Annotated in this window: 12 protein-coding genes; 7 read left to right on the top strand and 5 right to left on the bottom strand. The window is 65.3% G+C overall.

Features of this window, described 5'->3' with window-relative positions; all coding sequences use genetic code 11:
* Positions 1 to 20: 20 nt before the first annotated feature.
* From K4G67_RS06180 to K4G67_RS06210, 7 genes are all read left to right on the top strand, one after another.
* Positions 21 to 656, top strand: coding sequence for an urea amidolyase associated protein UAAP2 (locus K4G67_RS06180; protein ID WP_239805511.1), 636 nt, complete (start codon positions 21 to 23; stop codon positions 654 to 656).
* Positions 653 to 4,243, top strand: a complete 3,591-nt coding sequence (gene uca / locus K4G67_RS06185) for an urea carboxylase (RefSeq protein ID WP_239805512.1) — start codon at positions 653 to 655, stop codon at positions 4,241 to 4,243. Before K4G67_RS06180 ends, uca begins: the two co-directional genes overlap by 4 nt.
* Before the next feature lie 2 nt (positions 4,244 to 4,245).
* Positions 4,246 to 6,009 carry an allophanate hydrolase gene (atzF, locus tag K4G67_RS06190; RefSeq protein WP_420830006.1) on the top strand — a complete coding sequence of 588 codons (1,764 nt, stop codon included), beginning with the start codon at positions 4,246 to 4,248 and terminating at the stop codon, positions 6,007 to 6,009.
* A 113-nt stretch (positions 6,010 to 6,122) separates the two neighbouring features.
* Positions 6,123 to 7,640 carry an ATP-binding response regulator gene (locus K4G67_RS06195; protein ID WP_239805514.1) on the top strand — a complete coding sequence of 506 codons (1,518 nt, stop codon included), beginning with the start codon at positions 6,123 to 6,125 and terminating at the stop codon, positions 7,638 to 7,640.
* Positions 7,637 to 8,575, top strand: coding sequence for a response regulator transcription factor (locus K4G67_RS06200; RefSeq protein WP_239805515.1), 939 nt, complete (start codon positions 7,637 to 7,639; stop codon positions 8,573 to 8,575). Before K4G67_RS06195 ends, K4G67_RS06200 begins: the two co-directional genes overlap by 4 nt.
* Before the next feature lie 136 nt (positions 8,576 to 8,711).
* A complete protein-coding gene (locus K4G67_RS06205) occupies positions 8,712 to 9,698 on the top strand; it encodes a sterol desaturase family protein (protein ID WP_239805516.1) in 987 nt (328 codons plus the stop codon).
* Positions 9,699 to 9,750: 52 nt separating this feature from the next.
* On the top strand, positions 9,751 to 10,401 hold the full coding sequence (locus K4G67_RS06210) for a hypothetical protein (protein WP_239805517.1): 651 nt from the start codon (positions 9,751 to 9,753) through the stop codon (positions 10,399 to 10,401).
* 7 nt (positions 10,402 to 10,408) lie between these two features.
* Here the strand turns inward: K4G67_RS06210 and K4G67_RS06215 are convergent, their stop codons facing one another.
* The 5 genes from K4G67_RS06215 to K4G67_RS06235 form a co-directional block, all read right to left on the bottom strand.
* Positions 10,409 to 10,708 (bottom strand): hypothetical protein, encoded by a 300-nt coding sequence (locus K4G67_RS06215; protein ID WP_239805518.1) that lies wholly within the window; start codon positions 10,706 to 10,708, stop codon positions 10,409 to 10,411.
* Complete coding sequence (locus tag K4G67_RS06220) at positions 10,705 to 10,938, bottom strand: hypothetical protein (protein WP_239805519.1); 234 nt, start codon at positions 10,936 to 10,938, stop codon at positions 10,705 to 10,707. Before K4G67_RS06220 ends, K4G67_RS06215 begins: the two co-directional genes overlap by 4 nt.
* Positions 10,938 to 13,499: a hypothetical protein gene (locus K4G67_RS06225; protein ID WP_239805520.1), complete on the bottom strand. Its 2,562-nt coding sequence runs from the start codon at positions 13,497 to 13,499 to the stop codon at positions 10,938 to 10,940. Before K4G67_RS06225 ends, K4G67_RS06220 begins: the two co-directional genes overlap by 1 nt.
* A 133-nt stretch (positions 13,500 to 13,632) precedes the next feature.
* Positions 13,633 to 14,457, bottom strand: a complete 825-nt coding sequence (locus tag K4G67_RS06230) for a fimbrial biogenesis chaperone (protein WP_239805521.1) — start codon at positions 14,455 to 14,457, stop codon at positions 13,633 to 13,635.
* Between the two features lies 1 nt (position 14,458).
* The gene (locus tag K4G67_RS06235) at positions 14,459 to 14,980 is read right to left on the bottom strand and encodes a DUF4402 domain-containing protein (protein WP_239805522.1); all 522 of its coding nucleotides are present in this window, start codon (positions 14,978 to 14,980) and stop codon (positions 14,459 to 14,461) included.
* Positions 14,981 to 15,199: the final 219 nt, after the last annotated feature.

Genomic DNA, 15,199 nt, shown 5'->3' on the forward strand with positions numbered 1-15,199 from the left:
GGAAAGAAGGACTTGCCGACATGAGCAACGACCCGAATGTTGCCGGCCTCCCCGGCCCGATCGTGCATGACGAAATCGTCGCCGCCCGCGCGCCCTGGCTCCACCATGTCAAGGCCGGGCAGACGCTTCGCATCGTCGATGTGGAGGGCAATCAGGCCGTCGATTTCCTGCTCTACAGCGAAGCGGACGACGCCGAACGCTACAGCGCGCAGGACACCGTCGCCGCGCAGGGCAATCTGTTCCTGCGCAAGGGTACCGTGCTGCGCTCCAACGAAGGGCGGCCGATGATGACGATCACCGATACCTCGGTCGAATATCATGACACCATCGGCGGCGCCTGTTCGTGCGAATCCAATACGTTGCGATACGGTCATCATACCAAGTCGCAACACGCCTGCGTCGAGAATTTCCTGGAGGCGAACCTCACCGAACGGCGGGGCAAGCGCGACATGGTGTCAAACATCAATTTCTTCATGAACGTGCCGGTGGAAGATGATGGCGCGCTCGGCATCGTCGACGGCATCTCCGCGCCCGGCCTCACCGTCGATCTTCATGCCGAGATGGATGTGATCGCGGTGGTGTCCAATTGTCCGCAGATCAACAATCCGTGCAACGCGTTCAACCCCACCCCCGTCCGCATGATCGTTTCGGCATGAGCTTCGATACGGTCCTCGTCGCCAACAGGGGCGCCATCGCCACGCGCATCATCCGTACGTTGCGCCGCATGGGGCTGCGCTCCGTCGCGATCTATTCCGAGGCGGATGCAGGTTCGCTCCATGTCTCCAAGGCCGACCATGCCATCTGCATCGGCCCGGGGGCCGCGTCGCAAAGCTATCTTTCCATTCCCGCGATCATCGATGCCGCGCGCCAGAGCGGCGCGGGCGCGATACACCCCGGTTACGGCTTTCTCGCCGAAAGCACCGAATTTGCCGAGGCGTGCAAGGATGCGGGAATCGTGTTCATCGGGCCGACGGCGGACGATATCCGCACCTTCGGCCTGAAGCACAGCGCCCGCGACCTCGCCGCGCGCCACGGCGTGCCGCTTGCCCCCGGCACCGGCCTGCTCACCGATCGGGAGGAAGCAGCCGCAGCCGCGCGCGACATCGGCTTTCCCGTTATCGTGAAGGCGACGGCGGGCGGCGGCGGGATCGGCATGCGCATTTGCGAGGACGAGGCCGCGGTGCGCGACGGGTTCGACGCGGTGGCACGGCTCGGCCAGGGCAATTTCGGCGATGCAGGCGTGTTCCTCGAACGATACATCGGCCGCGCGCGCCATATCGAGGTGCAGATCTTCGGCGATGGCGCGGGCCGCATCACGCCATTGGGCGAGCGGGACTGCTCGCTCCAGCGCCGCAATCAGAAAGTGGTGGAGGAAGCGCCCGCCCCGTGCCTGTCCGATGCCAAGCGTGCGGAGCTGATCGGTGCGGCGGTCCGGCTGGGCGAGGCGGCGCATTATCTTTCGGCCGGCACGGTGGAGTTCCTGTTCGATGCGGAGCGGGAGGAGTTCTTCTTCCTCGAAATGAACACCCGGCTTCAGGTGGAGCATGGCGTCACCGAGGAGGTGATGGGCATCGACATCGTCGAATGGATGATCCGGGGGGCACAGGGCGATTTCGCGTTCATGGACGCCGCCACCCCCGTTGCAAACGGCCACGCGATACAGGTGCGCCTCTATGCCGAGGATCCCGCGATGGATTACCGGCCCACGGTCGGCACGCTGACCGCCGTTCAATTTCCGGACGACGTGCGCGTCGAACGCTGGTGCATGGCGGGGAGCGAGATCAGCGCGTGGTACGACCCCATGCTGGCCAAGATGATCGTCCACGCCGACACGCGCGAGGCGGCGATCGGCGCGATGCAGGATGCGCTCGACGATACGCGCATCGACGGGATCGAGACGAATCTGCGATGGCTGCGCGACGTGATGCGCGACGGGCATTTCGGCCGCGGGACGGTTTCGACCAAGCTGCTCGAGACCATCGACTATCGCCCGGCGAGCCTCCGCGTGATCAGCGGCGGCACCGCCACCACGGTGCAGGACTGGCCGGGCCGGGAGGGTTACTGGTCCGTCGGCGTGCCGCCCTCCGGCCCGATGGACGACCGTTCGTTCCGGCTCGGCAATCTGATGCTCGGCAATGCGGAGGGTACGGCAGGCCTCGAAATGACGGCGAGCGGGCCGACGCTGCTCTTCAATGCGGATGCGCGCATCTGCCTCATGGGGGCGGATTTCGGCGCCACGCTGGATGGAAAGCCGGTGCCGCGCGGCGAGGTGCTCGACATCGCGGCGGGGCAGACGCTCGCGCTTGGCCGGGTGAGCGGGGGCGGCGTGCGCGGCTATGTGCTGTTCGCAGGCGGGCTCGACATCGCGGCCTATCTCGGCAGCCGGAGCACCTTTGCCCTGGGACAGTTCGGCGGGCATGCCGCGCGGCAGCTGCTGGCGGGCGATACGCTGCACCTCGAACGCGCTGCAATCGCCGCGCCTTGTCAGCCGACGGGCGAACCGGCGTTCGGCACGCAATGGTCGCTGCGCGTGCTTTACGGACCGCATGGCGCGCCGGATTTCTTTACCGAGGCCGACATCGCGCAAATCGCCGATGCCCGCTGGCAGGTGCATTACAACAGCAACCGGACCGGCGTCCGGCTCGTCGGGCCGAAACCCGAATGGGCGCGCAAGGACGGCGGCGAGGCCGGGCTGCACCCCTCGAACATTCACGACAATCCCTATGCCATCGGTGCGGTCGATTTTACCGGCGACATGCCGATCATCCTGGGACCGGACGGGCCGTCGCTCGGCGGGTTCGTGTGTCCCTTCACGGTGATCGCAGCGGACAGGTGGAAAATCGGGCAGCTTTCGCCCGACGATACCGTCCGCTTCGTCCCCGTCACCGTGGAGGATGCGGCGGAGGCCGACCGCCTCTCCCTGTCGCACGACGAGACGCCCGATGCGGGCGCCGACATCGCCGCGCTGTCCCCCATTCTCGGCACGATCGAGCCGCAGGGCCACCGCCCCCGCACCGTCTATCGCCAGCAGGGCGACCGCAATATCCTGGTCGAATACGGGGACATCGTGCTCGACATCGAATTGCGCATTCGCGTCCATGCGCTGATGGAGGAACTCGAACGGCGCGCGCTGCCCGGCGTGATCGACATCGTGCCCGGCATTCGCTCGCTGCAACTGCATTTCGACGGGCGTGCGCTGGATCAGCAAGGCGCGCTCGACGCGCTCATCGCGGCAGAAGAAGCATTGGGCGATCTTGAGGATTTCACCGTGCCCTCGCGCATCGTGCATCTCCCGCTGAGCTGGCGCGACCCGGCGATCGAGGAGACGGTCGAGAAATACATGGGCGCGGTCCGCGACGATGCGCCGTGGTGCCCCGACAATATCGAGTTCATCCGCCGCATCAACGGGCTTCCCGATGCCGATGCGGTGGAGAAGCTGATCTTCGATGCGAGCTATCTCGTCATGGGGTTGGGCGATGTGTATCTCGGTGCGCCGGTCGCGACCCCGGTCGATCCGCGGCAAAGGCTGGTGACGACGAAATACAATCCGGCCCGCACGTGGACGCCGCCCAATGTGGTGGGGATCGGCGGGGCCTACATGTGCATTTACGGCATGGAAGGACCGGGCGGATACCAGCTTTTCGGCCGCACGATCCAGGTGTGGAACACCCACCGCCAGACCGACGCCTTCGTCGATGGAAAGCCGTGGCTGCTGCGCTTTTTCGATCAGATCCGCTTTTTCAAGGTGGATGCGGACGAGCTGGCCGAATGGCGGCGCGATTTCCCCAACGGACGCCGCGCGATCGAGGTCGAGCATTCGGAGTTCCGCCTCGCCGATTATCGGGCCTTCCTTGCCGAACATGCCGCGTCCATCGCCGCGTTCGAGGAAACAAGGCAGGCCGCCTTCGATACAGAGCGTGCCGAATGGGAACGCTCCGGCGAATTCGACCGGGTGAGCGACCTGATCGAGGATGAGGCAGGCATTGGCGCCACAGGCCCGGCGATCGAGGTTCCCGACGGGGCCGAGCTTATCGAAGCGCCCTTTGGCGGGAGCGTGTGGAAAATGAACGTATCCCCCGGCGACAGCGTGACCGAGGGTCAGGTGATCGCCGTCATCGAATCCATGAAGATGGAATGCCCGTTCGAAAGCCCGGCGAGCGGCACGATCGCGGCCATCTATGTCGAGGAGCGCCAGGCGCTGACCCCCGGCGCGCCGATGGTCGCCCTGCGGCGGGAGGCATGAGCATGACGGACCCGCTACGCAGCGCGACCGAAATCGCCGACGCCGTCGCCACCGGCAGGAGCACCGCCGCCGCGATCATGGAAGAGACGATCGCCGGGATCGAGCGTTACGACGCGGTGCAGCCGGCGATCTGGATCTCGCGGCGTTCGCCAGGCGATCTGCGCGATGCCGCACGACGGATCGACGCGCGCATCGCGGATGGCGAGAGCCTGCCGCTTGCCGGGGTGCCCTTTGCGGCAAAGGACAATATCGATGTCACGGGGCTCGAAACAACGGCGGCCTGCCCCGCTTTCGCCTACCGCCCCGAACGCTCCGCAACAACGGTCGCCCGGCTCGAACAGGCGGGCGCGATCTGCATCGGCAAGACCAATCTCGATCAGTTCGCGACCGGCCTCGTCGGCGTGCGCAGCCCGTATGGCATTCCGCGCAACGCCTATAATCCCGATTATGTGAGCGGCGGATCGAGTTCCGGCTCCTCCATCTGCGTCGCCGCGGGGCTGGTGCCGATCGCGCTCGGCACCGATACGGCGGGGTCCGGGCGTGTGCCCGCCGCCTTCAACCATCTGATCGGGTTCAAGCCGACCAAGGGGCGGTGGAGCACCGACGGGCTGGTGCCCGCGTGCCGCAGCGTCGATTGCATCACCGTATTTGCCAACGATCTTGCCGATGCGCGTCTCGCCGATGCCGTGATCGGGGGTTTCGATCCGCGCGATCCCTGGTCGAAACCGCTGGCGCATCGCGACATCGCCGTGTCGCGCATCGGCGTCCCGCGCCGGGATCAGCGCGCCTTTTTCGGCGATGCGCAATCGGAAACGCTTTACGAACGAGCGCTCGCAACGCTCGGCCAGGATGCCGACATTGTCGAGCTCGACATCGCGCCCTTGCTTGAGGCGGCGCGGCTGCTTTACGGCGGGCCCTGGGTGGCGGAGCGGACCGCCGCCATCGGCTCCTTGTTACAGGACGATCCCGATGCCATCGACCCCACCGTGCGGGAGGTGGTGAGCGCCGGTATCGACATGGGCGCGGTCGAATTGTGGAACGGCATCTACCGTCTGGCCGAACTGAAACGCCATGCCGACATGATGTGGAACGATGTCGACATGCTCGCCTTCCCGACCACGGGCACCACGTATCGGGTGCGCGAACTGCAGGCGGCGCCCGTCGCGCTCAACAGCAATCTGGGGTTCTATACCAATTTCGTGAACCTGCTCGACATGGCGGCGATTGCGGTGCCGGCGGGTGCGCGCACCAATCGCACCGGCTTCGGCATCACGCTGATCGGTCCGGCGGATACGGATGCCGCGTTGATCGACGCGGCGCAAGACTATCTCGATGCGGCAAAGCTTCCGCCGCCCCCGCCCCTTGCCGAGGAGACTATCGTGGAACGTGTGAAACTGGCCGTCGTGGGCGCCCACTTGAAGGACATGCCGCTGCACTGGCAGCTGACCTCGCGCGATGCGCAATTCATCGCGGAGACGACCACCGCGCCGAGCTATCGCCTATATGCCATGGCGGACAGCACGCCGCCCAAACCCGCCCTCGCGTTCAGTGCGGACGGTGCCGAAATCCCGGTCGAGATCTACGAAATGGACGTGGCCCATTTCGGCAGCTTCACCGCCGAGGTTCCCGCCCCGCTCGCCATCGGGACGGTTACGCTTTCCGATGGCAGCAGCGTCAAGGGTTTCGTCGCGGAACCGCGCGCGCTCGACGGGGCGGAGGATATCACGCATCTGGGCGGCTGGCGCGCCTTTATCGCGCAAGGTTGAATGGCGCCGGCATCCTTCAGCCGCACGGGCCGTACCGGAGCCGGGCAAACGGCCCCGGCATTCCGGCATAACCCGCGATTGCCTCCCGTCCGGCGGGCGCTAAGGCTGGCGGGATGACGATGACCGGCCATTCGGAGGAGACGGATCGGGCGGTGGGCGCAACCGATGATGCGCCATCGCGCAAGATAGCCGCGCTGGAGGCGGAAAACGCCCGGCTCTCGCAGGAGGTCCGCCGCGCGCAATCCGCGAACGAGGCGAAGAGCCGCTTCCTCGCCAGCCTGAGCCACGAAATCCGCTCGCCCCTCAATGCCATCTACGGCCATGCCCAATTGCTGGAGCGCAAGGAGGGGCGCGATGCGATGCGTGCGGCGCAGATCATCCGGCGCAGCTGCGAGCATCTGACCAATCTGGTCGAGGGTCTGCTCGATCTTTCGCAGGTGGAGAACGGCGTCCTGCGGCTTCAGCGTGACGCGATCCGCTTTCCCGCCCTGCTCGACCAGATGATCGCCATGTTCGAGCCGCAGGCCCGTGTGCGGGGTATCTCGCTAATTCTTGAACGGCCCGACAGCCTGCCCGAATTCGTGCGCGGGGATCCGAAACGGCTGCGTCAGGTGCTGATCAACCTGTTGTCGAACGCGATCAAGTTCACGAAGGAAGGGTCCGTGACCCTGGCGGTGCATTACCGCAGCGATATCGCCAGCTTTGAGGTCCGCGACACCGGCGTCGGTATACCGGCCGAGGATTGCGCCCGCGTCTTCGATCCGTTCGAACGCGGCGACGAAACGCGTGCCGCCCTCGCGCCGGGGGCGGGGCTGGGCCTGTCGATTACCCGCGCGCTGGTGCATATGATGGGCGGCGATATCGCGGTCGAAAGCACGGTCGGCGAGGGAAGCCGGTTCACGGTGCGCATGATGCTGTCGCAGCCGCCCTCGGCGCCGGCAGGTCCGGCGCCAACCGCCCGCATCGCCGGCTATAGCGATGCAGGACAGGGCGAAGGGCGCCGCCGCATTCTCATCGTCGATGACGATGCAGAACAGGCGGAAATGGTGGAGGGGCTACTCGAACCGCTGGGCTTCGACATCGCCGTTGCGGCCAATGGCGAGGATGCGATCGCCATGGCCGAACGCCGCCCGCCGGCGCTCGTCCTGCTCGACATATCCATGCCGGGCCGCACGGGGTGGGAGACGGCCGAAATCCTGCGCGCGCGGCATGGGCGGGCTATGCGCATCGTGATGGTGTCGGCCAATGCCCATGAACTGGACGGCGGCGGCGATGGCCGGGCCGCGAATGACGGTTTCCTCCTCAAACCCTTCGACTTTGGCAGTCTGCTCGATCTCGTGGCGCAGCAGCTCGGCATCGAATGGACCGCCGCGGGCGGAACACCGCCCGCCGCCGCCCCGTCATCGGATGCGAACGCGGCAGCCGGAGCCGAAGCCGACGCCGCATCCTGCCTTTCGCAGATCGAGCGTGACGCACGGCGCGGCGATGTTCGCGCGCTCGACACGCGGATCGCTGATTTTGCCGCACTGGCGCCCGATGCCGCCGCGCTGACCGGCCGGATGCGCGATGCGCTGGACGCGTTCGATCTTGCCGCCCTCGCCCGCATCGCCGCCGAAGGGGCCGCGCGATGACGGAAGAGATAGTGCGGCGCGACCGGATCCTGGTCGTGGACGATACGCCGGACGCGCTGCGCTTCCTTGTCGACATGCTCGATCAGGAGGGGATGACGCCGCTCGTCGCGACAAGCGGGGAGGCCGCGCTCGACCTGCTTGGCCACACGGTACCCGATCTCGTTTTGATGGACGCGGTGATGCCGGGGCTGGACGGTTTCGAGACAACCGCCCGGATCAAGCGCGACCCCGCCCTCGCCCACCTGCCCGTCATCTTCATGACGGGGCTGAGCGAGCCTGAACATGCGATCATGGCGCTGGAATGTGGCGGCGTCGATTATGTGCGAAAGCCCGTCGTGCTGGACGAATTGATGGCACGCATCCGCGTCCATCTTGCCAATGCGCGCGCGTCGCATCGTTCCCGGCGCGCGCTCGACGTGGCGGGCCGCCATGTCCTCGCGCTCGACAGCGAGGGCACGTTGCTTTGGTGCACGCCGCAGGCCGAAAGCCTGCTTCTGCTCGTCGATCCTGACTGGGACACGCAGCGTTCGCGCCTCCCCGGTGGATTGCGCGCCGCAGCGGCACGATTGCTGCACGATCCTTCCGACCTCGGACGTTCGATCCGCGTGTCTTTCGGCACGTTCGAGATCGAACTCGCCACGATGGAAAGCGCCCGCGAAGGCGAACGCGAGGAGAAAGGCGAGATCCTCGTCCGCCTGACCGAAATTCGCGAAGGGGCCGAGGCCGCCCTTCTCCAGAAACAGGGCGCCCTCACCCCTCGCGAGGCGGAGGTCTTGCTCTGGGTCACGCGCGGCAAATCGAACCGCACGATAAGCGAAATCCTAGAGATCAGTCCGCGGACGGTGAACAAGCATCTGCAACAGGTGTTCACGAAACTGGGCGTGGAAACCCGCGCGGCGGCGACCGCCCATGCCATGCGCATCCTAGCCGGATAAAGGCACGCACCGGGGGCATACGTCATTTGAACACTTACGCGCGGCCTCTTGTTCCCTTTACCATTTGTGCAGTGCCGCATCGTTGTCCCCGGACGCGAAAACGGCACCATGAGTTGCAGTCACCAAGGTAGATGACATGAACGGAACGCGCGTAGGAAACAGGATGATCGGCACCGAAGCGCCGGTTACCATCGGCTGGGAAAACCTCCCCCGTGTGGAGGGTGGACCGATCAAGCAATTCGTGTTCACCTGGTTTCAGCCGGTCATGCTGTTCGCGCTCATCGCGTTCTGGTATTATGCGCCCAATTGGCTCGCGACGGCGGAAACGGCGATCTACCTCGGCATCGGGTTCAAGGCGCTTCTGCTCGCGCTAGAATGGGTGAGCCCGCGCTTCACCAGCTGGCGTCTGACGTGGAAGGAAGCGGCGACCGATCTGTTCTATGTCGGCATCGGCTATACCGTGGTCAGCCTCGCGGGCAGCTATTTCGGCTCAGGCTTCATGACAGAGGCGGTGCAAGGCGTGTTCGAATGGGACAAGTTCCTGTGGTTCATGGGCCTGCCCCTCCTGCTTCAGGCGTTCCTGATCTCGTTCATCTTCGATTTCGGGCAGTACTGGATGCATCGCGGCATGCACAACTGGTTCCCGCTGTGGCTGACGCATGCGCCGCATCACTACATCACACAGCTCAACATCAACAAGGGCGCGGTCGGCAACCCGATCGAGCTGTTCCTGATCGGTCTCGGCATTGGCGGGTTCTTCAACTTCCTGCCGCGCGCCGCGTTGCTTGCCGGCTCGCTCGGCATCGCCGTCTCCATCTATCAGCATATCAACGTGCGCTTCAACACGCCGAACTGGTGGCGCTTCCTCTTCAACACGACCGAACACCACAGCGTCCACCATTCCCAGGATTACGAGGCGAGCCGCAGCAATTACTCGGCCACCTGGATCATCATCGACCGCATGTTCGGCACGGCCATCGATGGCGAGGCGGAACTGCTCGGCATGGAAGGCGGACGTCCGATGTCGATCCGCGAAACGATGGTCTACCCCTTTACCGAAGGGTGGAAGGCGTTCCGCGAGCGTTTCCCCGGCAATCGCGCCACCGCCGTTCCCGCCGAATGAGGGCGATGCCCCACCACGCCGCCGACGCATCCGCGCAGAAGGATAAACACCCATGAAATCCATGATCGACAGCATCTGGCACATAAAGGGCGCGGTGCCGCTCCTCCCCGGTCAGGATGCCGACGATGCCTTTGCGCGGCTGGATCCGCTTTTCGCGACGCGCGGCACGACGCATCGTCGCCAAGGCGACACCCTGACCTTCGACAAGAAGGATCAGGAAGCGCAGGACAGGCTTTCGATATTCGATGGCGGAACCCTGCGCGTCGAGGAAGGTGCGGGCGGACGCGCGCTGCGCTACAACATGAAAAGCCGCGCCCTGCTCTATTGCTTCCTTGCGCCGCTGCTCTTTCTCGCCATCGCGCAGGTCACCGTGCTCATCGCGCAATACGAGGCGAATTCTGCAACGGCCGAGGACAGCGAAAAAAAGGACAAGGCCGAGGACGAGGATCTGCCGCAGCACTTCATCGACGCGGCACTGGGCGCCCCGGTACCCGAAAAGCCGAGCGCCGACGATGCGGAAGAGGACAAGGGCCCCAAGCCCACGGCCGCCTATATCTTCGCCGGTATCTTCGCGGCGCTCTATATCGTGGGACGCATACTGGAAAGCTGGCTGGTAAAGTCGCTGTTCCGGCGGCGGCTTTCCGGCGATCCGGGTGATATTCGTGCAACCGGGGATGCTCCCGGCCCCCGGCTCTCCATCTGATCCCGTCTCAATCGAAGGCGACGCTCACGTTGTATGCGAAGGTTGCGGGGCCGGTATAGCCCGGCTCCACCACCACATCCATCGCGAGGCTCAGCGTGGTGTCGCCCAGCCCCATCGGATTAAGCTGAAAATCGAGCGAGCTTCCCCCCGGCGGCGGGCCGTTCCGAAAACTCGCCCCCGAAAGTGTCCCTGGATAGAACATGGTGACGCGCGATGCGGCATGCTGCGTCTGCGGCACGAGGGTAATGCGGACATAGCGGATAAGGCACAGGTTCGAGAGGTTGAGCGCACGGCACGATATCGTCATGCGGGGCACGGCCACCGGCGCGTGCTGAGCCGGATGGCATCGCCCGATATGCGCGTGACCTGTCCCGATGGCGCGATCCGGAACGTCGTCGGCACGGTGCCGGCGATGATCTCGCCAAGCTGCAACGCGACGCCGGTCTGAAACACCACCGAAAGCTGTGCCTGTGCCGGCGAAACGCAGACGAACGCCAGCGCCACGGGCAGCAGAAGCCACATCACGAACCTGGCCATCAAACCGCTCCTTCCTGAATATGAAGAATGGCACGGTCGAGCAGCATGTAGCCGCACGACGCAGGCACCTCGACCACCGGCGCCTCAGCCATGCGGAGGCCGAACCGGGTGGCCTGATCGGGATCGAGGCGAAGCGTATACCTGCCCGGCGGAACGGCACCGAAAATGGCAATACCGTCGTGGCCCGTGCGCGCCGCGATGACCGGACCGGCACCATCCTCGCCCGCCAGCGGCACGAGCTTCAGCAAAATCGCGGCGATCGGACGAAAGCCGTCCGAGGTTGCGAAAAACACCGGAATCTCGATCTCCGACGCGAAGCTCATCGGGATGCGGATCGGCACGGTTCGCCCCTGCCGCGGGGTCAACATCAAGGCATCGGGCACCCCGCCAAGATAAAGCTGATCGGTCTGCGATGCGTCGATGCGCAGCCGTGCCGGCGACGAATCGCCCAGCATATCCGCAACGGCGTAGCCGGCATCATCGGTGGTCACGATCCCGCCGGGCGTGTGAATGCGAAGCGAACCGACGCCGACTTCGTCATCCTGTCGCCGTCCATCGCCATTCGCGTCGATGAAGGCGTCGATTGCCCCGCGCCCGCCGATCGCGCCATTCGCCGACGAAAGGCGATAGCCATCCCGCATTCCGCCCGGCGCGAGCACGAAGGACAATTGCAGCGACGCGCGCCAATCGCCCGTATCAAGCTCCATCCCCCCGGCGGTCGTAATATCCACCCCGGCGATCCGGTAACGATGGGACATATCCACCAGCGTGTTGGCCACGCCGCGATCGTAGCGCGACGCGCCGAGCTGAAACTCGCCGAAACGGTTCCGGAATTGCGAAGCGATGAATGCGCGCTCCACCCCTGCCCCGTCCGTCATGCGATAGGTGAGCCCCGTTCGCACCGTGACCGCCTCGGCGAGCGGAACGATCGCCTCCGCGGCGGCGACGTTGCGCTCCATCGCGACAGGGCCGCTCCGGCGCTGCCGACCGAGCAGCAGGTTGACATAGGCACGGCCCAGCGACACGCCAGCGCGTATGTTCGCATCAAAACGCGCGCCGTCCCTGTCAAAATCGGCATAGCGAAGATCGAATGACAGGGGCAGCAGCATTCCGCCCGGCAAGGGCGCCGCGACGCCCATCCGCAATTCGCTCGCCCGGCGAAGCGCGCCAAGGCCAAAGCCGATGGGCCCACGCGTTTCGTCGATGAAGCCACCGGCATATTCCGAATGGCTCGCACGAAGGTCGAAGCTGCCCCGGCGCGTCGCGGCAAGCAGGCTCGCCGCCCGGCCGCCAAGCGTATCATGGGCAACGAGCGCATCGAGGCCGGTCCTTGCGACGATGGTCTTGACCCCGGCGGCGGCGGCGATCCGGGCACCCGCACCCCACGGGTCATACCGCGTGAGATCGGCATGCACGGTGAAACTCGACGTCAGCCCGTAATCCATGCCGAGCGTGACGCGCGGTCCTGCCTCCCTGTGCATGAAATTGGCGAGCCCGAACCCATAAACCGGCTTGAACGCCTCTGCGATGCCGAGCTGGAACACGCTTTCCCCCGGCTGCAACTGTCCGGCGCCGAGCGGGACGTGGCGGACTTCCTCGCGCATCTGACCCTGCGCGCCGTAGAAGACCAGGCGCACCAGATTGTCGCCCATCGGCAGCGTCAGCCCTTCGAAGCGGTAGCGTCCGACCCCCTCGTCGGCCTGGCTCGCCCGCAGGACGCCATTGACGTAGAGTTCGACATCCTCGCCGGCAGGCAAATCCCCCTCCGGCACCACGGGGGCGGAAAAATCGAATCGCGACAACGGGCTGGTGGAGAAGAACAGGCCGCGTTCGGGCACATTGCGCGCGCCGAGCCGGGCATCGGGCGTGTTCACATCGCCCAGAACCGCGCGCCTCCCGCCGAGCGGGCCGAGCGCGCGATTGTCCGCATCCACCCGTTCGAGGAACAGGCGCGCGGTCCGCATGCCCCGCGAATTCGCCGCGAAAGCCCCGCGAAACCCGGCAAAGGCAAGGTCGCTCGCCGCCTGCACATTCACCCATTGCATCGCATCGGCAAAGCCGCGCCCGGTTTGCATGCCCGCGGCAAAGGCGACCGTGGGTGCGGTCATGGCGCGATAGGGATCCTCGATCCGGCGATAGACACCCTTCACCTCCTTCTGATCCAGATGGCGGCGTCGATCCTCGACCGCGCGACGCAACATGACGGGAAGGGTCGCGGTCGGATCGATCTCCATCAGCTGCGCATCGGGGCGCAGACGAAGACGCATGGGCAGCACCCGTTCGACAAGGTCGGTCGCAAGAAAGAGATCGCCGGAAAAAGGGCACACGCTGCCGCTGTCGAGGTGATGCGGCTGTGCGCCGATGGTCGCCGTCATCGCGGCAACATCGATGGCAAAGGGGGCCGCGGGCGGTTTCAGATCGCCGGTCGCCGAAAGCCCGTCCGGCGAAACCCGGACCGAAAGATCGAGCAAACGCGCCAGCTGGCCGAGCTGGATGAAGATTTTGTCCCCGGCGCGATAGGCGTCCATCGTATTGGCGAGCAATTCGGACCCGACCCGCACTTCGAGCCATAGAAGATTGTCATCCGAAAGGCACGGCGCCCCACCCCTATCGGCAGGGCGGACGTCGGCTGGGCCAGAACCGGCGTTCCGGCGAGGGCGAGGACCATGCCGCCATTCGCCATCCATGCCATGCTCACGGCACGTTGAGCGCGGTCGCCGCCAGTTCGTTGCCGGCGACGTTTTCCCGGTTTCGATAGACGACGCGTACGGCGCGCCCCACGGAATCTTCGGGAAGTGCGACGCGAACCGTGCGGCGGGCAATCTCGGGATAGACCGCGATACCCCGAATGGATTCCAGCACCTCGCGGTTCTTGCCCGAACCGGCGACGATCTCGACATCGCCGTAAACCGAACCCTCCCCCTGGCGCACCAGATCGAAGGCAAGCACGGGGCGCTCCTGCTCCCGCCCGGAAGCCATGCGCAGCGATTCGATTGTCACCCCCGCCCCATCGATGCCTGTGCGCAGGATGATCGGGATGCTGACACTGAACAGGCTGGACACGCGGACGGAAATCGAGCTTGGGTTGACGCGGGCGATCTCCTCGGGAGAGAAGCCGGCATCGTCCGCCGGTTGTGCGGTGATCGCGAGATGGCTGCGCCGTTCGCCCGGCGACGCGGGAACGCGGGCCCTGACCTTGATCGCCTGGCTTTGCCGGGGGGCGAGCGCGATGCGCCGGGGCGTGAAATCGACAAACGCGCTGGCCGACGTGTCGGGCACCTGATTTCCGAGGGGAGTAATGGCGCCATCTGCATTCATCTCCATCTCGATCATGTCGACGCGATAGGTCACCGCCGTATCGCCTCTGTTCACGATATAGAGCGTTGCGGTGCGCGTTCCTTCGTCAAACACAAGCCTGTGATGCGACAGGCTGACATTGCCGGATTGCGCCGCGGCCGGGTTTCCGGCCAGCATCGCAATGCTCAGCATCGCCCCCAGTGCCGCGCGCACCCGTCCCATCTCAGTTATACGCGGTGGAAACGGTGAAGGAACCGGAATACAGCCCGGCGACCGTCGCAGTGCTCACCGCGACCGAACCGCCGACGCGCACGTCCAGCTGCCCCGCACCGCCTGCGCTTCCGCTCAGTGTCTGCGCGCTGAGCGAACCGGACAGGTTATGTGCGGTCGCAACAGTCAGCATCTCGGAACCGTTCGACAGGACAAAGCTGCTCGGGATGGTGACGGACACGGCGTGGCCACCTTCCCCCGCGATGGTGAACGCGGCGGCCTGCGGCGTGTCGCCGGCATCCATGCTTTCCACCCCGCCGCTTACCGAACGCAGCCCCGACACATCGACCTGTACGGCACCGTCGCTCGTCGTGGAGCGCAGAATGCTGCCGAAACGAAGATCCGCATTCTTCGTAATCGTCAACGGCTGTACGATTGTGAGGGAACCATTCGCCGTCGCAGAGCTTTGTGCCGTTGCGGGCGATCCCGAATAGAGAACGATGGTGGCAGCAGCCACAGCAAGACGCAGGAACATGACTTAATCCTTCGTAGTGGGAAAGCGCACCAATTGTGCCGATCCGGTACGAAGTTTTTTAAAGCGGTTTCCTGAGTCAGATTCGTTTTTGCACTGCGTAATTAACCGTAAAATTCACAGAGAATGGTCCGGATGCAGATCGACGTCGGCCCGGCGTGCATTGCCGATATGACGCAATGCAATCGGGGCAGACCGCGCGGAAACGGCCCGCCCCGATAG

It is taken from the genome of Croceicoccus hydrothermalis, from assembly GCF_022378335.1.
GTDB classification, from domain to species: domain Bacteria; phylum Pseudomonadota; class Alphaproteobacteria; order Sphingomonadales; family Sphingomonadaceae; genus Croceicoccus; species Croceicoccus hydrothermalis.